Annotated in this window: 19 protein-coding genes; 15 read left to right on the plus strand and 4 right to left on the minus strand. The window is 60.5% G+C overall.

Features of this window, described 5'->3' with window-relative positions:
• Nucleotides 1-74: 74 nt before the first annotated feature.
• The 15 genes from rpiB to QEH57_RS08495 all read left to right on the plus strand — a co-directional run bounded on the left by rpiB (nucleotide 75) and on the right by QEH57_RS08495 (nucleotide 14,905).
• Nucleotides 75-521 (plus strand): ribose 5-phosphate isomerase B, encoded by a 447-nt coding sequence (gene rpiB / locus QEH57_RS08425; protein WP_309006274.1) that lies wholly within the window; start codon nucleotides 75-77, stop codon nucleotides 519-521.
• A 48-nt stretch (nucleotides 522-569) separates the two neighbouring features.
• Entirely contained in the window at nucleotides 570-1,553 is a 984-nt protein-coding gene (locus QEH57_RS08430; RefSeq protein WP_309006275.1) for an aldo/keto reductase, read from the plus strand.
• Nucleotides 1,507-2,088 (plus strand): hypothetical protein, encoded by a 582-nt coding sequence (locus QEH57_RS08435; protein WP_309006276.1) that lies wholly within the window; start codon nucleotides 1,507-1,509, stop codon nucleotides 2,086-2,088. The genes QEH57_RS08430 and QEH57_RS08435 overlap by 47 nt, the downstream gene beginning before the upstream one ends.
• Nucleotides 2,089-2,146: 58 nt before the next feature.
• Nucleotides 2,147-4,204 (plus strand): thiamine pyrophosphate-dependent enzyme, encoded by a 2,058-nt coding sequence (locus QEH57_RS08440; protein ID WP_309006277.1) that lies wholly within the window; start codon nucleotides 2,147-2,149, stop codon nucleotides 4,202-4,204.
• 125 nt (nucleotides 4,205-4,329) lie between these two features.
• Entirely contained in the window at nucleotides 4,330-4,833 is a 504-nt protein-coding gene (locus QEH57_RS08445; protein ID WP_309006278.1) for an HAD hydrolase family protein, read from the plus strand.
• Nucleotide 4,834: 1 nt separating this feature from the next.
• Complete coding sequence (locus tag QEH57_RS08450; protein WP_309006279.1) at nucleotides 4,835-5,275, plus strand: hypothetical protein; 441 nt, start codon at nucleotides 4,835-4,837, stop codon at nucleotides 5,273-5,275.
• Nucleotides 5,272-5,940 (plus strand): LptA/OstA family protein, encoded by a 669-nt coding sequence (locus tag QEH57_RS08455; RefSeq protein ID WP_309006280.1) that lies wholly within the window; start codon nucleotides 5,272-5,274, stop codon nucleotides 5,938-5,940. Before QEH57_RS08450 ends, QEH57_RS08455 begins: the two co-directional genes overlap by 4 nt.
• A complete protein-coding gene (gene lptB, locus QEH57_RS08460; RefSeq protein ID WP_309006281.1) occupies nucleotides 5,940-6,725 on the plus strand; it encodes an LPS export ABC transporter ATP-binding protein in 786 nt (261 codons plus the stop codon). Before QEH57_RS08455 ends, lptB begins: the two co-directional genes overlap by 1 nt.
• A 68-nt stretch (nucleotides 6,726-6,793) precedes the next feature.
• A complete protein-coding gene (gene hprK / locus QEH57_RS08465) occupies nucleotides 6,794-7,756 on the plus strand; it encodes an HPr(Ser) kinase/phosphatase (protein WP_309006282.1) in 963 nt (320 codons plus the stop codon).
• Between the two features lie 494 nt (nucleotides 7,757-8,250).
• Nucleotides 8,251-9,630, plus strand: a complete 1,380-nt coding sequence (gene dnaA / locus QEH57_RS08470; protein WP_309006283.1) for a chromosomal replication initiator protein DnaA — start codon at nucleotides 8,251-8,253, stop codon at nucleotides 9,628-9,630.
• A gap of 117 nt (nucleotides 9,631-9,747) precedes the next feature.
• Nucleotides 9,748-10,212, plus strand: a complete 465-nt coding sequence (locus tag QEH57_RS08475) for a hypothetical protein (RefSeq protein ID WP_309006284.1) — start codon at nucleotides 9,748-9,750, stop codon at nucleotides 10,210-10,212.
• 121 nt (nucleotides 10,213-10,333) lie between these two features.
• Nucleotides 10,334-10,729 carry an arsenite efflux transporter metallochaperone ArsD gene (arsD, locus tag QEH57_RS08480; RefSeq protein ID WP_309006285.1) on the plus strand — a complete coding sequence of 132 codons (396 nt, stop codon included), beginning with the start codon at nucleotides 10,334-10,336 and terminating at the stop codon, nucleotides 10,727-10,729.
• A gap of 115 nt (nucleotides 10,730-10,844) precedes the next feature.
• Nucleotides 10,845-12,584 (plus strand): arsenical pump-driving ATPase, encoded by a 1,740-nt coding sequence (arsA, locus tag QEH57_RS08485; RefSeq protein WP_309006286.1) that lies wholly within the window; start codon nucleotides 10,845-10,847, stop codon nucleotides 12,582-12,584.
• A gap of 40 nt (nucleotides 12,585-12,624) precedes the next feature.
• Nucleotides 12,625-13,047, plus strand: coding sequence for an arsenate reductase ArsC (locus tag QEH57_RS08490; RefSeq protein WP_309006287.1), 423 nt, complete (start codon nucleotides 12,625-12,627; stop codon nucleotides 13,045-13,047).
• 112 nt (nucleotides 13,048-13,159) lie between these two features.
• The gene (locus QEH57_RS08495; protein WP_309006288.1) at nucleotides 13,160-14,905 is read left to right on the plus strand and encodes a SulP family inorganic anion transporter; all 1,746 of its coding nucleotides are present in this window, start codon (nucleotides 13,160-13,162) and stop codon (nucleotides 14,903-14,905) included.
• A gap of 16 nt (nucleotides 14,906-14,921) precedes the next feature.
• Here the strand turns inward: QEH57_RS08495 and QEH57_RS08500 are convergent, their stop codons facing one another.
• The 4 genes from QEH57_RS08500 to QEH57_RS08515 all read right to left on the minus strand — a co-directional run bounded on the left by QEH57_RS08500 (nucleotide 14,922) and on the right by QEH57_RS08515 (nucleotide 22,456).
• Nucleotides 14,922-15,302, minus strand: a complete 381-nt coding sequence (locus tag QEH57_RS08500) for a metalloregulator ArsR/SmtB family transcription factor (protein WP_309006289.1) — start codon at nucleotides 15,300-15,302, stop codon at nucleotides 14,922-14,924.
• A gap of 55 nt (nucleotides 15,303-15,357) precedes the next feature.
• Nucleotides 15,358-17,364 carry an NAD-dependent DNA ligase LigA gene (ligA, locus tag QEH57_RS08505; protein WP_309006290.1) on the minus strand — a complete coding sequence of 669 codons (2,007 nt, stop codon included), beginning with the start codon at nucleotides 17,362-17,364 and terminating at the stop codon, nucleotides 15,358-15,360.
• 28 nt (nucleotides 17,365-17,392) lie between these two features.
• Nucleotides 17,393-17,767: a VanZ family protein gene (locus QEH57_RS08510; protein WP_309006291.1), complete on the minus strand. Its 375-nt coding sequence runs from the start codon at nucleotides 17,765-17,767 to the stop codon at nucleotides 17,393-17,395.
• A gap of 141 nt (nucleotides 17,768-17,908) precedes the next feature.
• Nucleotides 17,909-22,456 carry a CheR family methyltransferase gene (locus QEH57_RS08515; RefSeq protein WP_309006292.1) on the minus strand — a complete coding sequence of 1,516 codons (4,548 nt, stop codon included), beginning with the start codon at nucleotides 22,454-22,456 and terminating at the stop codon, nucleotides 17,909-17,911.
• Nucleotides 22,457-22,469: the final 13 nt, after the last annotated feature.

Below are 22,469 nucleotides of genomic sequence, written 5' to 3' on the forward strand. Positions count from 1 at the left end.
AAAGGGCAAGCCACTCCCGGCGGCCTCCTTTTTGGTTTGAACCCCCGCCTCCCTCGCCCTAAACACCGCCCACCATGAGCAAACTCACCGTTGCAATCGGCTCCGACCACGCCGGCTATAATTACAAGCAAGCCATCATCGCCCACCTCGAGGGCCAAGGCTACTCCGTCAAGGACTACGGAACGAACTCCACGGAATCCTGCGACTACCCCGACTTCATCCGCCCCGTCGCCGAAGCTGTCGCCGCCGGCGAATACGACCGCGGCATCGTGCTCGGAGGCTCCGGCAACGGCGAAGCCATCGTAGCGAACCGCGTCAAAGGCGTGCGCTGCGGACTCTGCTGGAACGAGCAGATCGCCATCTGGAACCGCTCCCACAACGACGGAAACGTCCTCTCCATCGGCGAACGCACCGTCAACCAAGAAGACGCCCTCAACATCGTGGACACCTGGCTCAACACCGAGTTCGAAGGCGGACGCCACCAGCCTCGCATCGACAAGATCGACAACCCTTCCCGCTAGTCGCCCCTCCCAAGAGCCAGCGCCTAGCGCCCAGCCCACCCCGAGTTCATGCAATACCGTCGCCTCGGCAAATCCGGCCTTCAAGTCAGCGCCCTCTCCTTCGGGTCCTGGGTCACCTTCGGAGACCAAGCCTCCAACCGGACCGCCGAAGCCTGCCTGCAACTCGCCTACGACTCCGGCGTCAACTTCTTCGACAACGCTGAAGGCTACGCCAACGGCCAGTCCGAAGAAGTCATGGGCTCCGCCCTCGCCAAGGCCGGCTGGGCCCGCGACACCTTCGTCGTCTCTTCCAAAGTATTCTGGGGCGGCGACAAGCCCAACCAGATCGGCCTCTCCAAGAAGCACGTCATCGAAGCCTGCGAAGCCGCCCTCAAGCGCCTGCGCGTCGACTACCTCGACCTCTACTACTGCCACCGCCCCGATCCCGACACCCCCATCGAGGAAACCGTCCGCGCCATGGACGTGCTCATCCAGCAAGGCAAGATCCTCTACTGGGGCACCTCCGAATGGTCCGCCGCCGAGATCATGGAAGCCTACTCCATCGCCCGCCAGTACCACCTGACGCCCCCCACTATGGAGCAGCCCGAGTACAACCTCCTCAAGCGCCACCGCTTCGAGGTCGAGTACGCCCGCCTCTTCTCCCAAATCGGACTCGGAGCCACCACCTTCTCCCCCCTCGCCAGCGGCATCCTCACCGGCAAGTACAACGATGGCATCCCTGAAGACAGCCGACTTGCCCACACCCAATTCGATTGGATGCAAGAAAAGCTCGCCCGCCTGCGAGCCCAAGGCGGCATCCAGATCCTGCAAGAGCTCACCGCCATCGCCCAAAAGCTCGGAGCCACCCTGCCCCAGCTCAGCATCGCCTGGCTCCTCAAGAACCCCAACGTCAGCTCCGTCATCCTGGGCGCCTCCCGCCCCGAGCAATTGGAACAAAACCTCAAGGCCCTGGACATTCTCGATACTCTCAATGACGAGATCATGGATGAAATCGAAATCGCCATCAGCCGCTTCCAAGAAATCGACGCGTAAGACGCCTCCCGTAGCGCTGAGCTTCAGCCAGCGACCGCAGTGCAGGAGCACGCAAACGAAAGCTCCGCGCTACGCAGCGAGCCTCGCTGCCCTGCCGCTGCTAGCCGCTGCGCTCCTCGCCTTCAGCAGCTGCGCCACCGCCCCGGCATCCTCCCAGGTCGAAGTCACCGCTCCCAGCGCAATCACTCCCGCCATCCCGCCCGCAGGCGAGCCGCATACCCGGTCCATCACGGTTCAGACGCCCACTCCCGGCTGGACGCTCGTCCCCATGATGCTCTACCGCAGCGGCGAAAACCGGTACCTCTGCATCCACAGCCTAAGCGCCCCGCAAGGCATGGTCGCCCAAATGCTGTCTACCGCGTCCACCCAGTTGACCTTCCGCCACGACGGCTCCGCAGAGCCCAGCATCCGCCACTACGTTCTCGGCAAAACCTGGAATTGGAACGGCAATCCCGAGCTCACCTTCATCGATTCGCTCGACCAGATCAAAGATGCCCTTGCCGACGCCCGAAGCGTCCCTTTCACTACGCCCTAAATTACCGGAGTTCCGCTCCCCATTCACTTTTTCACTACTCACCACTCACTCCTTTTTAATGTCTGTCGCACGCAGCAAGGTCCCCTTTCCTGAAACTCCGAGCCTCCTGCTCGAACGCGATCTCCGTATCGCCCAATCCGGCGTCACCGACGAGGACCTCCTCCTCGCCTTCCGCTGGATGACCTACTCCCGCTTCACCGACCAGCGCATCTTCGAGCTCTACCGCCAAGGAAAGATGAAAGGTACCGTCACCGTCTCCGACGGAAACGAAGGCCTCGTCGCCCCCCTCGCCCTCATGATGGACAAGGAAATCGACTGCGTTTCCTGGACCCACCGCGGCATGCCCGGCCACCTCATCTGGTCCGACCACCTCGGCGACCACGTCTGCCAATTCCTCGGCAACTCCGGCTCCCCCACCAAAGGACGCGAAGGCAACGCCCACCACGGCGACCCCGCCAACCGCTCCTACCCCATGATTTCCCACCTCGGCAAGATGTCCTCCAACGTGCTCGGCGGCACCGAGTCCCAGCGACGCAAAGGCCACAAGGCCATCGGCATCACCTTCTTCGGCGACGGAGGATCCTCCACCGGCGAGATCCACGAAAGCATGAACCTCGCCTCCGTGCTCAACATCCCCGTCATCTTCGTCATCGAGAACAACAACTACGCCTACTCCACCCCCCTCCACGAGCAATACAACGGCAAGCTCGTCGACCGGGCCAAGGGCTACGGCATGAAAGGCATCGAGCTCGACGTCGCCAATATCGAAGAAAACCTCAAGGTCTTCCAAGACGCCATCGACGAAACCCGCGAAACCGGCCGCCCCATGCTCATCGAGATGCACACCCTGCGCCTCCTCGGCCACGCGGGCTACGACACTCTCGACTACATCGACCCCGAGCTCACCCAAAAGTGGCTCGACGAAGACTGCCTCAAAAATCTCCGAGCCCGCCTCGTCGAAAAAGGCCACCGCGAACGCATCGAAGCCGAAGAAGCCGAGCTCAAAAGCTTCGTCAACGCCACCGTCAACCACGCCCTCAAGCTCCCCATGTGCAAACCCGAAGGCCTCATCGAAGACGTCTTCGCCCCCACCACCACCTCCGTCGCCTGGATCCCAGAACCCGAAGCCTCAAAACCGCCGGTCCTCACCTTCGCCCTCGCCATCAACAAGGCCCTCGACCGCATCCTCGCCGACTCCCCCGAGTCCCTCGTCATGGGCCAGGACATCGCCGACTACGGCGGTCCCTTCAAGGTAACCAAGAACCTCTTCAAAAAATACGGCCGTAGCCGCGTCATCAATACGCCCATCTGCGAATCCGCCATGGTCGGCTTCGCCACCGGCCAAGCCATCAACGGACACCGCCCCATCGTCGAATTCCAATTCGCCGACTTCGCCACCGACGCCACCACCCAGATCACCCTCAACACCGCCACCTACCACTTCCGCTCCGGAGCCAAGGCCCCCATGGTATTCCGCTTCCCCTGCGGCGGCGGCCTCACCTTCGGCTCCTTCCACTCCCAGGACCTCGAAGCGCTCTACCTGCACATTCCCGGACTCAAGTTCCTCTACCCCTCCACCCCGCAGGACGCCCACGACGCCATGCTCGCAGCCTACGAAGACGACAACCCCGTCATCTTCTTCGAGCACAAAAACCTCTACAACCTGCTCAAGGCTCCCGTCACCTTCAACCCGAACTACCGCGACGTCTGGCAACCCGCCCTGCGCCACCAAGGCGACTTCGCCACGGTAGTCACCTACGGCGAGATGACCCTCTGGGCCAACGACGCCATCCAGTATCTAGAAAAAGAATACGACCATAGCTGCGACCTCTGGGACCTGCGGGCCCTTAACCCCCTCAAGCTCGAACGTATCCAAGAATCCGTACGCAAGACCGGCCGCCTCGTCGTCATCACCGAATCCCGCCGCAACGTCGGCTTCGCCGCCGAGCTCATCGCCCGCATCACCGAAAGCCAATTCTTCGACCTCGAGGCCCCGCCCTTGCGCATCACCGCCCAAGACATGCCCGTCCCCTTCGCCGCCGAACTCGAAGCCGACTACCGTCCCAGCACCAACTCCATCCTCAACCAACTCATCGACTGGATCGAAGCCGAGTAAGGATTCCCTTCTCCCGCAGATAACGAAGATTCTCGCAGATGAAACCTTCAGATACCGAAACCTTCCGCCTTATCACCCAATCCATCTGAGTTCATCCGCGCAATCTGCGGGCAAAAAAAACACAAATGCCATCCAACTCATCCCACTCCCTAGACTGGTCCGCCATCAAAGTCTTCGCCATGGACGTCGACGGCATCCTCACCGACGGCACCATCTACACCCACTCCGACGGCACCGAAGCCAAGCGCTTCTCTATTATAGACGGTCTCGGCCTCGCTCGCCTGCGCGACGCCGGCATCATCCTAGCCTGGATCTCCGGCCGCCACTCCGAATCCACCACCGTACGGGCCAAGGAACTCAAGATCCCCCACCTCGTGCAAGGCAAGCTCGACAAAGTCACCGGCCTCAAGGACCTGCTCGCCGAATTGGAACTAGAGCCCCATCAAGCCGTCTACATGGGCGACGACGTCATCGACGTCGACGCCATCAAATACGCCGGCATCGGAGTCACCGTCCCGGAAGCCCAAGAAGAAGCCCTCGCCGCCGCCGACTACGTCACCACTAAAACCGGCGGCAACGGCGCCGTGCGCGAAGTCTGCAACCACATCTACAAAGCCCTTTCCCGATAAAATGCTACGCGTCACCAAAAACCGAATACTCGCGATCGCCGCCGTAGCAGCCACCTTGGCCGCCTACGGCCAGCTCCGCCCGGATACCGCCATCGAAGGCTTCCGCATCCCCCTCTTCGACGAAACCGGCTACCGCACCTGGCAGCTGCGCGGCGACCTCGCCACCTACCAGAGCGAAACCCAGATCAAGATCAACGGCATGCATGTGAGCCAATTCGTGGCCGACGAAGAAAACCGCGAGATCGCCAAGCTCACCAGCCCGGAAGCCGTCTTCCACTTCGACACCACCACCGCCTACGGCCCAGGAGAGCTGCACGTCGAAACCAAGTCCTTCGAGATCACCGGCTTCGACTGGATCTGGCTCGGCGAGAAAAAGCAAATCACCTTCAACGACACCGTTAAAGTCACCCTCTACGAACAAATCGGAGACATCCTAAAATGAGAGCCCGCACTTCCCTGTCCCTTCTCGCCGCCGGAGCCCTCGCAGTCTCCGCCTTCGCCCAAACCGAAGAAAAGCAGCCCGTCGCCACCGAAATCGAATCGGTCCGCCTCCAAGTCCAGAACGACGGCGAAAAAGCCTACTTCCACTTCAGCGACGCCGTTAAGCTCACCGCCACCAACATGGTCGTGGAGTGCGACAGCCTCGAAGTCTTCGCCACCCGCCAAGCCGAAGAGCAAAGCGCCATCGGAAAATTCAGCGCCATCAAGGAAATCGTCGCCACCGGCAACGTGCGCATCGAGCAGGAAGAGCGCACCGCCACCTGCCAAAAGGCCATCGTAAAGCCCAACGAAGAACGCATCATCCTCACCGGCAACCCCGTCGTGGTGCAACCGGGCGGACGCATCGTCACCTACAATCCCGACGACGAAATCCTGCTCGACCGCGGAAACGGCCGCATCTCCATCATCACGAAAGGCCCCCGCAAGCTCCGCCTCACCAGCTCCGCCATCGGCGACCTCGGCTTCGAAACCAAGGAGCCCATCCCCACCGATTCCGGCCACAGCCTAGACGGCGAGGAAGTTCCCGCCACCCTCGAGTCCGACGAAAAGCAATCCGAGGAATCCGCTCCCGCCACGGAAGAAACAGAAAAAGCCGACAGCGAATAATGACCGAAACCACCGCACCGACAGAAGCGAAGCCTCAGGCCAAAGACGGCGAAAGCCGCCCAGCCAAGAGCATCGTCGCCAAAGGCCTCGTCAAAGCCTACGGCTCCAAGACCGTCGTCAAAGGCATCGACCTCGAGGTAAACACCGGCGAAGTGGTCGGACTGCTCGGCCCCAACGGAGCCGGCAAGACCACCACCTTCTACATGATCGCCGGCCTGGTGGAAGCCACCAAAGGCAACGTTTTCCTCAACAACAAGGACGTCGCCTACCTCAAGATCCACCGCCGGGCCCGCCTCGGCATCGGCTACCTCGCCCAGGAACCGAGCGTATTCAAAAAGCTGACCGTCTGGCAAAACGTGCAAGCCGTGGCCGAAACCATCCCCTTCACCCGCAAGGAACGCAAGGAGGTCATCGAGCGCCAGCTCAACGACCTCGGCCTGCTCTCCCTCGCCAAGCAAAAGGCCTACACCCTCTCCGGCGGAGAACGCCGCCGGCTCGAGATCGCCCGCTGCCTGGTCACCCAACCAGACTTCCTCCTCATGGACGAACCCTTCGCCGGCGTCGACCCCATCAACGTCTCCGAAGTCCAGCGCATCGTGCTCGGACTCAAGGACCGCGGTATCGGAATTCTCATTACCGACCACAACGTGCGCGACACCCTCTCCATCACCGACCGAGCCTACATCGTCAACAAAGGCGAAATCCTCGCCAGCGGAGACCGGCATTTCCTCGTCAACGACCCGCAAAGCCGCCAAATCTACCTCGGCGAGAACTTCAACATGTGACGCGAAACAACGGAGGGCCGATCGCCCGGCCGTTCACCATCCACTCCACACAACACTCTTCCTTCCCCATGCCTCTTCCCAAGCCCGTAAAGCGAATCGACGGACTCCCCGTCCGAGACTTTCTCGAGAAACATCAAGAGCTGCTTAAGCTGGAAGTCGTGGCCGGGCACCGCGGGCTGCGCCGCATCATCAAGGAAGGCAGCGTCAACCGCCCCTCCCTCGCCCTCACCGGATTCTACAAGTACTTCGCCAACAAGCGCCTGCAGGTCATCGGGGCCGCCGAGATGACCTACCTGCGCAGCCTGCCCTCCGAGGTGGTGCACGAGCGCTTCAACACCATGATCAGCAAGGGCATCCCTTGCCTCATCATCGCCCGCAACTACAACCCGCTGCCCGTCATGCTGGAGCTCGCGGAGAAACGCAGCCTGCCCATCCTGCGCACCTCCATGATCACCATGAACTTCCTCAACGCCGCCACCCTCGCGGTCGACGGCGAGTTCGCCCCCACCACCACCGAGCACGGCACCATGATGGACATCAAAGGCATCGGCACCATGATCCGCGGCTCCAGCGGCGTGGGCAAAAGCGAGTGCGCCCTCGCCCTCATCGAGCGCGGACACTCCATCGTCGCCGACGACATGACCCGCATCAAGCTCATCGACGAGCGCGAGCTCACCGCCTCCTCCATGGAACTCAACCGCGGCCACATGGAATGCCGCGGCATCGGCATCATCAACGTCGGCGAAATGTTCGGCGTCCGCTCCGTACGCCTCGAGAAGCGCATCGACCTCGTCATCTCTTTAATAGAAGCCAACAGCGAAACCGAAGAAGATCGCACCGGCCTCGAACAGCAATACTACCCCATCCTCGGCATCGACGTCCCTCACGTGGAACTCTTCGTCCGCCCCGGACGCGACATGGCCCGCCTCGTGGAAGTCGCCGCCATGGTCCAGGCCCTCAAGCTCCTCGGCCACGATCCCGCCAAGGAATTCAACGACCGGCTCATCGCCTTCATGGCCAAAAACGCCTGATCCCGCCCCAGATTAGCCCGCCTTAAAAAAAACTTCCGCGGCAGGCCGAAAAGCCGCCGAAAAACGGGCCCGTTTTAACATTTTTGTAACCAACGAAACGCCGCCAACTCCCGTGCCTCTGGGCTTCGCCCACAGTTCGCCAACGCCCGAAAAAGCAATAAAAAGTTATCCTCAACCGAGTGTTAACAACTTGTCGAAAACTAGGGCTTGAGAAAGCGGATCCAGTTTACGTTACTGTGACACTCAACAGCACCCCTTCCTTCCTTCGTGGAGCGGCGGTTGCTCTAAGCCTCTGATTAATAGCCTTTAACAAAACCAGCTCCCTTAAAGAGCTGGTATTCAACATTTTAGCGACCACTCTTTTTCTTACGCCTCCCACTCAGTCTTTTTTATTCCCAAAGCTTCGCTAAAACCGGCAGAAATTACGTTAGAACATCCCACCGACTCCATTCCTCAACACACCTGTGAATAACCGCCTGCTTTAACGTAAACCCATGCCACAGCTCACTGAGCAGAATCTCCTCTGGGAAAAAGTCAGAACCGAACTTTCCCACGTCCTCCCGAACGACATCTTCCAAAGTTGGTTCACCGACCTCGAATGCCTCGAGGTAAACGGTGAAAACGTCGTGCTCGGCGTCCAGAACGCCTTCACCGCCTACTGGATCAACGACAACTACTTGGACCTCATCGCCAAGTCCTTCCAGGCCGAGCTCGGGCGCCCCGTGTCCGTAACCATCTCCAACGATCGCTCCGTCAAGGAAGAAGCCGCCAAGGCCGAAGCCGCCCCAGCCCGCGAACGTCTCGTCACCGAAACGCCGCGTCCCCGCGTCAACACCGCCAAGAAAACCGGCGAGGCGAACCTCAATCCGCGCAACACCTTCGAGAACTTCGTCATCGGCTCCAACTCCCAGCTGGCCCACGCCGCCTCCATCGCGGTCGCCCACGCCCCAGCCGGAGCCTACAACCCACTCTTCCTCTACGGCGAAACCGGTCTGGGCAAGACCCACCTCATGCACGCCGTGGGGCACCACATCCTGCAAAACCGGCCCGACGCCCGCGTGGTCTACCTCTCTTCCGAGAAGTTCACCAACGAGTTCATCTCCGCCATCCAGGAAAACACCCTCACCAAATTCCGCCAACGCTACCGCAGCGTCGACGTCCTCCTCATCGACGACGTCCAGTTCCTCAGCGGCAAGGAACGTATCCAGGAAGAGTTCTTCCACACCTTCAACGACCTCTTCGAGTCGCAAAAGCAGATCTTCCTCTCCAGCGACCGCCCGGCCAACGAAATCGCCAAGCTCGAGTCACGACTCGTCTCCCGCTTCCAGTGGGGACTCGTCACCGACATCCAAGCCCCCGACTTCGAAACCCGCGTCGCCATCCTCCGCAAGAAGGCCCTGCAGCATAACTACGATATCTCCGACGAAGTCGTGAACTTCATCGCCAAGCATATCGCCAAGAACATCCGCCGCCTCGAAGGCGCCCTCATCAAGGTCTGCAGCTACTCCTCGCTCACCAACAAGCCGCTCAACATCGCGACTTGCGAGCAACTCCTCTCCGACGTGCTCATGGAAGCTGCCAAGCAGCAGCTCAACATCGACACCATCCAGAAGAAAGTCGCCGAGTACTTCGAGCTCCGCCACTCCGACATGCTTTCCCGCCGCCGCCCGGCCCACATCGCCGTGCCACGCCAGATCGCCATGTACCTCAGCCGCGAGCTCACCAAGCACTCCCTCCAGGAAGTCGGCGAAGCCTTCGGCGGCCGCGACCACGGCACCGTCATCCACGCCTGCAAGCAGGTCGACAACCTCGTCGAGCAAGACGACTCCGTGCGCCACTCCGTCGAGTATTTGAAGAACATCCTCTCCAAATAAACTTTCCCTTACCAAACCCTTGGTCCGAAAACGCCTCCGCCCCCCCGCGGAGGCGTTTTTTCTTTCTACAATTTCTTCCTTTCCCTTTTCGCCAATCGCCCTTCACTCTCCCAACAAATGTCCCTTTCAAACGAGCAAAAGAGCCAAATCGCACAACAACTCGCCGATGGAGCCAGCATCGCCGATATCCAGCGCCTCATCGTCGACGACTATAAAATTCCCATGACCTACATGGAAGTCCGCTTCCTCATGGACGATCTCAACCTCGACCTCGCCCCGCCACCCGAGCCCGAGCCAGACGCAGAGGCCGACGCCGATTCCCTCGAAGCCCAACCCGCCGAAGCAGAACTCGTCGGCGGCGACGGATCCGTATCCGTCGAAATGGACAAGATCAAGCGCCCCGGCGCCGCCCTCAGCGGCAGCGTCACCTTCAGCGACGGCGTCAGCGCCAACTGGACCGTCGACCCCTACGGACGCCTCGGCCTCGACTGCGCCCAAGAAGGCTACCAGCCGAGCCCCGAAGACATCGAAGCCTTCCAGCTCGAGCTCCAACGCCAGATGCAAGGCCCCGCCGGCCTCTAGCCGAAAAAGCAGCGCGGCGCCTTAGCCCGCGACCGCATCGCTGGATCAAACACCAACAAGTATTCCCAAAAGTGAATATACCTCTTGACCTTCCGGACGAGAAGGCAACATATTCCCCAACATGAATACTGTAGAGATCTACGATCCCGCCCTTTGCTGCTCGACCGGAGTTTGCGGCCCCACGCCCGACTCCGACCTTACCGCCTTCGCCTCCACCCTCGAGAAGCTCAAGGCCCAAGGCGTCGCGGTCAGCCGACACAACCTAGCTCAGGAGCCGCTCGCCTTCGCCCAAAACGCCGCCGTCAAAAGTATCCTCGAAACGCAGGGCGACTCCGCCCTGCCCCTCGTATTCATCGACGGCGCCCTCCAATTCCGCGGCGCCTACCCCACCGCTGCCCAGCTCGAGCAAGCGCTCGCCCCCGCAGCCAAGCAGCCCATCGCCTTCAGCAAGGTCGACGCTCCCAAGGCCACCGTTAAGTCAAGCTCCTGCTGCGATCCTTCCTCCGGCTGCTGCTAAAACTCAGCCGCTCGACCATCGCGTCCCACCCCGCCTCGAACCCAATCTCGAAGCGGACCGGCTACCTAGCAGCCAACGAACCCGCCACCCGCAAACCATCATCCACTCTCCAAACATGAGCACCACCCTAGCCGCCCGCCCAGTCGCCCACTTCCTTGAGCAAGCCACCCGCTTCCTCTTCTTCACCGGAAAAGGCGGCGTCGGAAAGACCTCCCTCGCCTGCGCCACCGCCGTAGCCCTCGCCGATGCCGGCAAGTCCGTCCTGCTCGTCAGCACCGACCCCGCCTCCAACCTCGACGAAGTCCTCAGCACCGAGCTTACCAACACGCCCTCTCCCGTCAAAGGCCTCGAAAGCAAGCTCGACGCCCTCAACATCGACCCCGAAGCCGCCGCCCGCGACTATCGCGAGCGCATCGTCGGCCCCATCCGCGGCATCCTGCCGGAGGCCACCGTGAAAAACATCGAGGAGCAGCTTTCCGGAGCCTGCACCACGGAAATCGCCAGCTTCAACGAATTCTCCAGCCTGCTCGGAAATCCCGAGTCGGTTTCCCGGTACGACCACATCATCCTAGACACCGCTCCCACCGGGCACACCCTTCGTCTCCTCGCCCTCCCCGCCGCCTGGACCGACTTCATTGCGGAAAACAAATCCGGCTCCACCTGCCTCGGCCCCCTCTCCGGCCTCGCCGACCAACGCGACGTCTACGAGCGAGCCCTCGCCGCCTTGCAGGACTCCAGCCAAACCACCCTCGTCCTCGTCTCCCGCGCCGACACGCCTTCCCTACAAGAAGCCGAACGCGCCCGCGCCGAACTCTCAGCCATCGGAATTGCCAAGCAATCCCTCATCCTCAACGCCGTCTTCTACGCCAGCGCCAGCGGCGACCCCCTTGCCCAAGCCATCGAGCGCCGCGCCCAGGACGCCTTACAAAAGATCCCTGCTTCGCTCTCCGCCCTGCCGACCTTCCAATCTCCCTACCGCGTCAGCGGACTCACCGGACTCGACCACCTTCGCTCCCTGTATTCAAATAGCGAAGACGACTCCCCCGTTCCCACCGCCCCCACCTCCCACCAGAGCCATCCGCAGCTCGACGATCTCATCGAAGAAATCGCCGCCTCCGGACGCGGCGTCATCATGACCATGGGCAAAGGCGGCGTCGGAAAAACCACCCTCGCCAAACGCATCGCCCTCGAGCTGGCCCAACGCGGAAAGAAAACGCTCCTCACCACTACCGATCCCGCCAACCACGTTTCGGACCTCGCAGCCGAAGCAGGCCTCCCGCTCTCCGTCAGCTCCATCGATCCCAAGGAAGTCACTCGCCAACACGTCGAAACCGTACTCGCTACCACCGGCAAGGATCTCGACGCAGCCGCCCGCGCCTTGCTCGAAGAGGAGCTCAGCTCGCCCTGCACCGAAGAAATCGCGGTCTTCACCGCCTTCGCCCACGAAGTGGCCAAGGGCCAGGACCAGTTCGTAGTCCTCGACACCGCCCCCACCGGGCACACCTTGCTGCTGCTCGACGCCACCGAAGCTTACCACCGCGAGGTGCTCAAGAACGCCTCCGCCCTGCCGGAAGCCGTGCAACACCTCCTCCCTCGCCTGCGCAACCCGGAGTACACCAAAACCCTCATCGTGGCCCTCCCCGAAGCCACCCCCGTACACGAAGCGGCCCAGCTCCAGAGCGACCTGCGACGAGCCGGCATCGAACCGCACGCCTGGATCCTCAACCAATGTATCGACGCCAAGGATACCAGCGATCCCAAGCTCCTCGCCAAGGCCCAGCACGAAAAAAACTACATCCAAGAAGTTGCCCAGCAACACGCCTCCCGCTACGCCCTCACCCCCTGGACCGCGTAGCTCCCCCTTTCCACGAGCAAACGTCAAAAAAGCTTACTCAATGAAAAAGATCCTCATCCTCTGCACCGGAAACTCCTGCCGCAGCCACATGGCCGAAGGCATCCTCAGAAACGCTCTCGGCGACGCCCATCAAGTCTTCTCCGCGGGAGCCAAGCCATCCGGCTACGTGCACCCGCAAGCCATCGAAGTAATGAAGGAAATCGGCATCGACGTCTCCGGCCACACCTCCAAGCACCTCGACCAGTTCCTGGACGCCGGCATCGACACCGTCATTACCGTTTGCGGCAACGCAGACCAAGCCTGCCCCACCTTCCCGGGCCAGGTCAATCGCTACCACTGGGGCTTCGAAGATCCCCCCCACGCCCAACGCGACGGCGAAGAGCTCGTCGACGCCTTCCGCCGCATCCGAGACGAGATCAAGCTCGTCTTCGAAGCCTACGCGGCCGGCCTGCTGGAGAAGTAAGGGCCACCCCAAAAATCGATCAGAATTAACGGATCTAATGCAAGGTCCGTTAAGGAATCCTTTGACTCCGGTGGAAGATCGTCCGTTGCTCGCAACGGACGTCTAAACCGCCGTGAAATCAAGCAAGCCGCGAAAATTCACCCTTCCCCTTTTCAAGTTCCTTAAAGGATACCGCAAGAAGGACCTAGTCTCAGACACCAAAGCAGGAGCCAACGTAGCCCTGCTCGACTTTCCCCAAGGCATGGCCTACGCCATGATCGCTGGCCTACCGGTCAATTTCGGAATCTACTCCAGCGCCCTCGGCTCCCTCGTCGGCCCCCTCCTCGGAAGCTCCCGCTTCCTCATGCTGGGCCCCACCAACGCCAGCGCCGTCCTCCTGCTCAGCGGCTTCCTCTCCCTCGACTGGCCCGAAGCGCAGCGCATCGCCGCCATGCCGCTGCTCCTGCTCATGATCGGCGCCATCATGATCGCAGGCGCCATCGCCCGGGCCGACATCGTCATCCGCTACGTCTCCCGATCCGTCGTCACCGGCTACGTCAGCGCCGCCGCCCTGCTCATCATCGTCAACCAGCTCAAGCCCGCCCTCGGCATCGAGGCCCCCCGAGCCGCCACCTTCCTAGACTCCCTCATCGTAACCGTTACCCACATCGGCTCCTTCTCGCCGGCCTCCCTCGGACTCTCCCTCGGCACCATCCTCCTCGCCCTCGCCTTCAAGCGCTGGTTCACAGCCGTCCCCTACGTCGCCGTCACCCTGGCCCTCGCCGCCGGTGCCGCCTGGTTCCTGCCCCGCTTCGGCCTCAGCTTCCCCTCCCTCGACTCCGTGCCCGTGGGCAGCTGGCCCATCAGCATCCCACGCTTCGACTGGGACCAAATGCACGACCTGCTCGGCGTCGCCTTCGCCATCGCCTTTCTCTCCCTGCTGGAAAGCGCCTCCATTGCCAAGGCTCTCGCCTCCCAAGCGGGCGACACCGTCGACATCCGCCAGCAAATGATCAGCATGGGCGTGGCGGATACGGTCAATGCCTTCGGATCCGGCATGCCTGTATCCGGATCTCTGACACGCTCCAGCCTCAACTACGCCAGCGGAGCCAAGTCCCCCATCTCCTCCATGACCAGCGGGGCCATCCTCGTCGTCGGAGCCCTGCTCCTCGGCCCCGTCATCGGCTACATCCCGAAGGCCGCCCTCGCCGCCCTCGTCATCCTCGTGGGCGTTTCGCTCATCCGCCCCGCCACCATCAAGGCCCTCGTCAAAGCTACCAAGTCCGACTGCACCACCTTCCTCATCACCTTTTTCGCCGGTCTGGTCTTCCCGCTCGATACCGCCATCTACGCAGGCGTAGCCGTCTCCGTACTGCTCTTCCTCAAGAAGGCCTCTACTCCCGACCTCGTGGAATACGGCTTCAACGAACGAGGCGAACTCACCGAAAAACAGGGCGACACCGAAAAGGCGGCCATTTCTATCATGCACGTGGAGGGCGATTTGTTCTTCGGATCTACCGACGTATTCGAAGAGCAACTACGCCATCTCGTAGTCATCCCGGAAATCAAGGTCATCATCCTGCGACTCAAGAATGCCCGCCACCTCGACGCCACCGGTGCCCTGGCCATCGGGGACTTCGTCAAGCAAGCCCGCAGCCGCGGCGTGGAAGTCGTTGTCAGCGGCGCCATGCCCGAGATCATGCGAGTGCTCAACAACACCGGAGTCAGCGAAATCCTCGGCAAGGAAAACCTCATGGAATTCACCCCTGACAACGTCACCTTGAGCACCCGAAACGCCCTCAAGCGCGCTCAAGCCCTACTCGGCGCCGAATCCGCCGAAATCATGCTCTTCGGCCGCAAGAAAATCGTCGAAGACTAGAGCCCAGCCGCTCCCCTCAATCGCAGGCGCCATCGCAGCAGCCCGCTTCGCGCGGAACGCAGGCAATGCTCGTATCCAATTTGCTAAGACGCTGCAGGTCGGCCGCATACTCCCCCTCCGAGAAGATAGCCTCCAACTCCCTCATATTCGCAGCGAATAGCGCATTGTCCGCCGCTGCGATCTCATAGATCGTCCAGTTGTTGTAGCGGCGCGACTCCAGCAAACCATGCTTCTTCAAGTACGAGAGCTGCTTGGAAACCTTGGACTGCGGCATCTCCAGCGCCTCCTGCACGTGACACACGCACAAGGGACCCTGCCTCAAGAGGTTAAGAATCCGCAGCCGAGATTCCTCAGCCAAACACTTGTAAAACGAAACGCAGTCCATTGGATACAGCATTCTCCCCCTAGAATATTCAGTCAAGCATTCTGCTTCCGGAAAGCCTCGCCCGAGACTAGCTTCCCACCATCTCCAGCAGCTTCGCCTCGTCGATGATCTCCACCCCGAGCGACTCCGCCTTGGTCAATTTCGAGCCAGCCGCTTCGCCCGCCACCAAGAAATCCGTCTTCTTGCTCACGCTCCCCGCGACCTTGCCTCCCTTGCTCTCCACCAACGCCTTCGCCTCGTTGCGCTTCAAGGTCGGCAGGGTTCCCGTAATAACAAAAGTCTTCCCCGCGAAGATGGCCTCCTCCTCGCTCAGCATCTCCGGCGCCTCCGGATTCATTCCCAGCGCGAATAGCTCCTCCACGATCGCCGCGTTCTTTTCGTCGGCAAAGTAAGCGATAATTCCGCTCGCGGTCTTCTCGCCGATCCCGTCGACTTCGACCAATTGTTCCAAGCTGGCCTCCTTGAGCTGCGGCACTCCGCCAAAAGCCTTGGCCAAGTCCTTAGCCGCCGCGGCCCCCACCTGCGGGATGCCCAGCCCATGCAACAAGCGCCAGAGCTCCACCCCTTTGCTCGCTTCGATCGCAGCCAGCAAATTGCGGGCTGACTTTTCGGCGAACTTGTCGAGAGCCACCAGCTGCTCGTAGTCCAAACGATAAATGTCAGCGATATTGGATACAGACCCCTTTGCCACCAATTGGTCGATCACCGCCTCGCCAAGCCCTTCGATATCCAAGCACTGCCGCGACGCGTAATGCTCCAAACGACCGCGCACTTGGTCCGGGCATTCGATATTTAAGCAGCGAACCGCCACTTCCCCTTCGATCTTGCTCACCTCCGTACCGCAGGCTGGACATTGGCTGGGAAAAACAAAAGGCACGCTGCCCTCCGGACGCTTCTCCAGCACCACACGGACCACCGCAGGAATAATTTCGCCGGCCTTCTCCACCACAACCGTGTCGCCCACCCGCACGTCCTTGCGAGCCATCTCCTCCTGATTGTGTAAGGTCGCTCTGGATACGGTCGTCCCCGCCAGCTGCACCGGCAGCAGCTCCGCTACCGGAGTGAGCGAACCCGTGCGCCCGACTTGGATCGTGATCCGATCCAGAATCGTCTCCGCCTGCTCCGCAGCGAACTTCACCGCGATCGCCCAACGCGGAGCCTTCGAGGTCGCCCCCAAAGCATCCTGCTGCCGAAAGCTATCCAGCTTCACTACCGCACCATCCGTGGGAAAGGCAAAGCCATGCCGGATCTCGTCCAGCTCCTCCACTGCCGCCCAAGCCGCCTCCGCGCCTTGCACCACCCAGAACTTCTCCACGATAGGCAAACCCCAGGCTTCCAGCTGCTTGCGGTATTCGCATTGCGACGACACGACCGCAGGCCGGCACTCGCCCAAGCCATAGAGCACGATGTCGAGCTGTCGCTTGGCGACCTCCGCGCGGTCCAGCATCTTCACCGTTCCCGCCGCCAAGTTGCGGGGATTCTTGAACAGCTCCAACCCGGCCTCCCGCCGCTCCGCGTTCAGCCGCTCAAACTCCTCCACTTGCATGAAGATCTCGCCCCGAATTTCGATCAGGTCGGGAATCACCGTGCCGGACAAGCGTTCGGGCAGGCTCTTGATGAAGCGGACATTGGCCGTCACGTCGTCGCCTTCGATCCCGTTGCCCCGCGTCACCGCGCGTACCAGCTCCCCCTTTTCGTAAGTCACGCTCACCGCCACGCCATCGATCTTCGGCTCCACCGTAAAACGGGCCGTTTCGATCTCCAGCCCCTTCTCCACCCGAGCCACGAACGCTACGAATTCATCTTCTGAATACGTATTGTCCAAGCTCTGCATGGGCAACAAGTGGCGATAGGAAGCGAAACCTTCAACCCGATCGTCCCCCACCGCCGTCGTCGGCGACGCATGCAAGGGCAACTCCGGATTCGCCGCCTCCAGCTCGGCCAGCTCCCGCTTCAGGGCATCGTATTCGAAATCGCTGATTTCCTGGGTCGCCTGACGATAGTAGAGCTCGTCGTGGCGACGCACTTCCGCGCGGAGTTGTTCGATTTTCTTCAGATCGGAGGCCTTGCTCATAAGGCCGAAAATTACAGGAGAGCGTCCCCTACTTGGCAAGCCGTGGAGAGAATTTATACTCCAGCAACTTCCGATACCAGGGCCAACCGCGATAGAGCATGATGGCCAGCAAGGACCCCGTCCCATCCGCCACCCAGTCCCACGGGTCGAAACTGCGCTCAGGGTTGAAATACTGCAGCACCTCGTCCGCGCCCGCATAGGCCAGCACCGCAGCGTAGGCCACCATCCAACGCCCATGGCTCCTAAATTCCATCCGCACCGCACGGAACAGCAAGGTCCCCAAAAGCCCGAAAACGAAAAAATGGGCCACCTTGTCGAAGCCCACCACATCCGGAGCCGCCGGCTGGCCGGAAAAGTGCGAGCTCACCACCAGCGTCGCCATCACGGCAAGCGCCGGCAGCACAAGCCTCGCGCGACTGTAAACCTTTTCGGGACCAAGCAGTGACTCCATAGCCCACCCAAAAAAGCGAGCGCGGCGAAGGCTACCAGACTATTCGTTCCAGTTCGCATCGAGGGGAGCCCGAATCCCGCAAGCGCCTTACGCTCACACCCGGTCCAAGATCGCGTTCAGCACAGGAGGATCGATCGGCTTGACCAAGTGCTCGTTGAAGCCGGCCTCTTTCGTAAGCTTACGGTCCTTCTCCTGCCCCCAACCGGTGGTCGCGACAAGGAGCGTCTTCTCTCCCCAACCTTCCTTACGCACGCGACGCGCCGTCTCTACGCCATCCATTTCCGGCATGCCGATATCCATCAACACGACGTCCGGCTGAAAGCCTCCGCCCTTCTCCAGAGCCGACTGCCCGCTGTAGGCGACCAATACCTCGTGCCCGAAGTGCTCCAAGTACTTAGCCGTGACATCGGCGGCGACCTTGTTGTCATCTACCACCATCACCTTCTTGGAGCCGTGGCCCCTTCCGTTCTTGGCGCGTTGCAGACGCAGCGCCTCTGCAGGAGGAGCTACGCGCGGAAGCAGTATCCGAAATTCGCTTCCCTTTCCTAGCCCCTCGCTACGGGCTTCCACCGAACCTCCATGCATCTCGACCAGCGACTTCACCAAGGTCAGACCGATCCCTAGGCCGCTGCCCGACCTGCCGCCGTCACCCGACCCTTGGGTAAACATGTTGAAGATGTGCGTCAGCATGTCGCCAGAGATCCCGATCCCATTGTCGGCGAACGATACCAAAACCTGATCCCCCACGCTCGAGAGGCTCACCTTTATCTTACCGCGTTCCTCCGTATAACGGGCCGCGTTGGAAAGCAGATTTCCAAAGATCTGGGTGACCCGCGTCTTGTCGGCATGAATGAAAAGGTCTTCCTTGCCGAACTCCAGCTCGATCTCATGGCTGCGTTCGTTCAGCAAGGGATTCACCATTTCGATAGCCGTCAACAGTAGTTCCTGAACGGATACGCTCGACTTTTGCAAGGTGACCTTTCCTCGGGAAATGCGAGAGATATCCATCAAGTCGTCGACCAACCGCACAAGCTGCCCCGTCTGTCGGCCTAGGATCTCATAAAACTCCTTGCGCTCTTCTTCCGCGAGCTCGCCGCCTCGCAACATATCAAGCCCCATCGAAATCGGAGCCAGGGGGTTGCGCAACTCGTGTGCCAAGGTTGCCAGAAACTGGTCCTTCAGCTCGTCCGAACGACGCAGCGCCTCCTCCGCCTTTCGCAAGTCTTCGATATCCGTGTTGGTACCGAACCACATCAACAACTTGCCGTCCTTGTCGCGAATCGGCATCGCCCGAGATAGAAACCAGCGGTACTCGCCCGTGGCGCTGCGAAGCGGAAACGTATCTTCCCAGACCTCGCCCGTCTCGATATGACAGCGAAACTTTTGCTCCACCCGCTCCAGGTGCTCGGGGTCATGCACCTTCGTCCACCCCCATCCCTTCATTTCCTCAAACGTGGTACCGGTATACTCGTACCAACGCCGATTGTACCAATTGATAGAACCGTCCGCATCCGTAGTCCAAGCCAGCTGGGCAATGTTGTCCGCAAGAGCGCGGAACTTCAGCTCGTTGTCCTCGGCCGCCTTATGGTCGCGCGACCGTATCACAGCCTCCGCTACGATGTTGGCGATGCCCTGCAGGAAATCGAGGTCGTCTTCGTCGAACTCCCTCTCACGCGTGGAGTGGACCCCCAAAACGCCGTACTCGTTGCCAATTTCACCGATGATCACGCTCGCGCCGCTTTTCACCTGATGGTCATGCAACAAGGGCGGGCAATCGAATCGAGTCTCGGTCTCCAAATCCTCCACGATTACCGGTCGGCTCGAGCGCAGGGTATAGCCTCCCTGAGACCCGCTCTTCGCATTGACGATGCAATTGCCCACCAACCCCTCGCGCCAGCCCACTCCCGCCGCCAGTCTCAGCTCCTCTCCTCCCGGCAGCAACTCCAGCACTTTCGCGTACTCGACTCCCAATACGTTCTTGGCTACCTCTACAACCGTATCCAAAATCTCCTGCACGTTACGCGTCGCTAGGGCACGCTTCCCGATTTCAGCCACTGCGGCCTGCTGACGCTCGCGTCGCGCCAGCCGCTTCGTAACGACTTCGATAGACGATACGTCGTCCAGGGTGATAACCACCCCCGCAATTCTGTCGTCAGAAGTTCGATACGGGGATACGCGGCGAATCAAGGCAGCCCCAGCATTCATGTGAACCTTCCGCTCTATTTGATGCAGCTTCTCCAGCACGAGCTTGGCGTCCGCCAACAAATCTGGATCGTCCACGATTGGCGAAATTTCCGCCAGCGGTTGCCCAATGTTTCGTTCGCTGAGGTGGAAATAGCTGCAGGACCTGGGAGTATAGCGCCTCAGCTTAAAATCCGTATCCAAAAACAGGGTAGCGATATCGGTGCTGCCCAATAAATTGTTGAGGTCATCGGTCGTGTCCTGAAGCTCCTCCAGCTTGCTTTCTAGCTGTTGGTTCAGGGCGTTGAGCTCCTCGTTGAGCGACTGCAGCTCCTCCTTCGAGGTTTCCAATTCCTCATTGCTCGACTGCAGTTCCTCGTTCATCGACATCGCTTCCTCATTCGACGCCTTCAGCTCTTCGTTCGCAGTCTCGAATTCCTCGATAGTGCAATTGAGCTGCTCCCGGGTTGACGAAAGCTCATGCTCCAGGTCGCGGATAATAGCTGCCGAGGTTGCATCGGTTTCTACATCCGAAGGGACCAAATTTGATTCCACGATCTGTATCCGTTCAAAAATGACAAGATACTCGCTTACGCTGCCTTCTTGCTGATCCTTGAAGGGGCGCGCTGAAATTCTATAACCTTCCTGCGAGGCACCCTTCTCGAAGCGCCCTTCCCAAGTCAGCTTCGTTTCCCCTTGCCGCGCCCGAAACAAGCAGGACCTGACCTTCGCCCGCAAGTCGCCCTTGCAGATGTCTAGCAAGTCCGGCAGCTGCGGAACCAACTCCCCTGCCGGCATCCTAAAATAGGCCTCCAAGTCTCCCTCCAACAAAGTGACCTTGTTGTCGGCGTTAACCAGAGCCAGCGCAGCTCCAGTAGCCGCTAGAAATTGACTGTGCACCCGCTCCGTCAGGGAGGACGTTCGCCGGGCCGGAACTCCGGACGCAGGCACTCCGACTCCCGCTGATACGCTGCTACGATCCATCTCCTTCAAGACGCGGGTCCTCACTCCCGTACGCTTGAAGATTCTCCATTGTTTGGATACCGGTGAAAAGTTGACGTTGCTCCTCCCGATCGATTCGGAACTGCCCAAGAACAAGCAGCCACCTTCCGTCAGCGAAAAGTGGAAACGCTCGAACACACGCTTCTGCACCTCAGGCTCGAAATAGATGAGCATGTTGCGGCAAGAAATCAGGTCCATGTTCGAAAACGGTGGCTGGGTGAGCAAGTTATGCGGCGCAAAGGCAATCATCTCCCTCAAGGTTTTGCTAATGCGGTAGCTACTTCCTTCCTTAACGAAAAACGTCCGTATCCTCTTATCAGATACATTGGACAAACACCCTTCAGCATACACGCCCTCTCGCGCGGAATCCAATGCCTTGTTGGCAATATCCGTCGCAAAGATCTGGATAGGTGGAACCTCCTCCCGATAGGTCATCGCTTCCGAAAGCAACATTGCGAAGCTATAGGCTTCCTCGCCCGTCGCGCAGCCGGGCACCCAGATGCGCAGCGGCCGAGTCGAAGACGCCCGCTTCACCAAGGCGGGGAGAACTTCCGACTCGATGATCCGCCAGGCATCAGGATCGCGAAAAAATTCGGTCACGTTGATCAGGATGTCTCGCCCCAGAGCCTCGACTTCCTCGTACGACTTTCGCAGCAGCTCCAGGTAGTCGCTGAAACGCTTCACCTGGGCCAGGCCCATCCGCCGCCGGATCCGACGCAACACCGTCTTCTTGCGATATTTCCCAAAATCCAGTTCCGTCTTTTCCTTTACCACGGCCAAAATCGGCCCCAATTCCTGCACGTCTTCGGACTCCTGCTCCGACTCCGACGTCGCCCCTTGCAAGGAGGAGTGCTCCACGTACTGGAGCAACTTGTTTACCATGCCATCAACCCCTAGCACGAGGTCGACCAGCCCGCTCTGAACCGCGCTGGAAGGCATCCCGTCGTGAGCCGCCTCCTCCGGATCCTGAACCATCACCAAGCCACCGAGCTCCTTGATCTCCCGCAGCCCGGACGTTCCATCCGAACCCGTTCCCGAAAGGACAATCCCCACCGCCCGCTCCGCCGCAGAGGCAGCCAAGGAACGAAAGAAGGAGTCGATCGCCATCGGCACCCCTCTCGTCGCGTTCGACGAATCCAAGGTAAAGCGACCCGCCGAGATCCCAAGGAAACGATTGGGAGGAATGACGTAGATGTGATCCTCGAGAACTCGTTCGCCGCCCTCCACTTCCTTGACCGGCACCGACGTCTTATGGCTTAGCAACTCAGCCAAGGCGCTCTTATGCGTCGGGTCCAAATGCTGGACGACCACGAACGCCATCCCGCTCTTTTTGGGAATTCTCGCGACGAAGCGACGCAGGGCATCCAGTCCGCCCGCAGAAGCGCCGATACCGACGATGATCGGTTGGCTGCCGCTCGCTTCGTTCACTTTGCTCTGCAGATTCTTCGGGTTAGGCATCAAGAAAAGCTTC

Origin of the sequence: Pelagicoccus sp. SDUM812005, from assembly GCF_031127875.1 — a bacterium.
Taxonomy (GTDB): Bacteria; Verrucomicrobiota; Verrucomicrobiia; order Opitutales; family Opitutaceae; genus Pelagicoccus.

Coding starts and splice junctions, on each gene's coding strand:
- lptB (WP_309006281.1), top strand. CDS start 5,940: ATGACCGAAACCACCGCACCGACAGAAGCGAAGCCTCAGGCCAAAGAC.
- QEH57_RS08430 (WP_309006275.1), top strand. CDS start 570: ATGCAATACCGTCGCCTCGGCAAATCCGGCCTTCAAGTCAGCGCCCTC.
- QEH57_RS08475 (WP_309006284.1), top strand. CDS start 9,748: ATGTCCCTTTCAAACGAGCAAAAGAGCCAAATCGCACAACAACTCGCC.
- QEH57_RS08515 (WP_309006292.1), bottom strand. CDS start 22,456: ATGCCTAACCCGAAGAATCTGCAGAGCAAAGTGAACGAAGCGAGCGGC.
- arsA (WP_309006286.1), top strand. CDS start 10,845: ATGAGCACCACCCTAGCCGCCCGCCCAGTCGCCCACTTCCTTGAGCAA.
- arsD (WP_309006285.1), top strand. CDS start 10,334: ATGAATACTGTAGAGATCTACGATCCCGCCCTTTGCTGCTCGACCGGA.
- dnaA (WP_309006283.1), top strand. CDS start 8,251: ATGCCACAGCTCACTGAGCAGAATCTCCTCTGGGAAAAAGTCAGAACC.
- QEH57_RS08490 (WP_309006287.1), top strand. CDS start 12,625: ATGAAAAAGATCCTCATCCTCTGCACCGGAAACTCCTGCCGCAGCCAC.
- hprK (WP_309006282.1), top strand. CDS start 6,794: ATGCCTCTTCCCAAGCCCGTAAAGCGAATCGACGGACTCCCCGTCCGA.
- QEH57_RS08435 (WP_309006276.1), top strand. CDS start 1,507: ATGAAATCGAAATCGCCATCAGCCGCTTCCAAGAAATCGACGCGTAAG.
- QEH57_RS08440 (WP_309006277.1), top strand. CDS start 2,147: ATGTCTGTCGCACGCAGCAAGGTCCCCTTTCCTGAAACTCCGAGCCTC.
- QEH57_RS08445 (WP_309006278.1), top strand. CDS start 4,330: ATGCCATCCAACTCATCCCACTCCCTAGACTGGTCCGCCATCAAAGTC.
- QEH57_RS08500 (WP_309006289.1), bottom strand. CDS start 15,302: ATGCTGTATCCAATGGACTGCGTTTCGTTTTACAAGTGTTTGGCTGAG.
- QEH57_RS08455 (WP_309006280.1), top strand. CDS start 5,272: ATGAGAGCCCGCACTTCCCTGTCCCTTCTCGCCGCCGGAGCCCTCGCA.
- QEH57_RS08450 (WP_309006279.1), top strand. CDS start 4,835: ATGCTACGCGTCACCAAAAACCGAATACTCGCGATCGCCGCCGTAGCA.
- rpiB (WP_309006274.1), top strand. CDS start 75: ATGAGCAAACTCACCGTTGCAATCGGCTCCGACCACGCCGGCTATAAT.
- ligA (WP_309006290.1), bottom strand. CDS start 17,364: ATGAGCAAGGCCTCCGATCTGAAGAAAATCGAACAACTCCGCGCGGAA.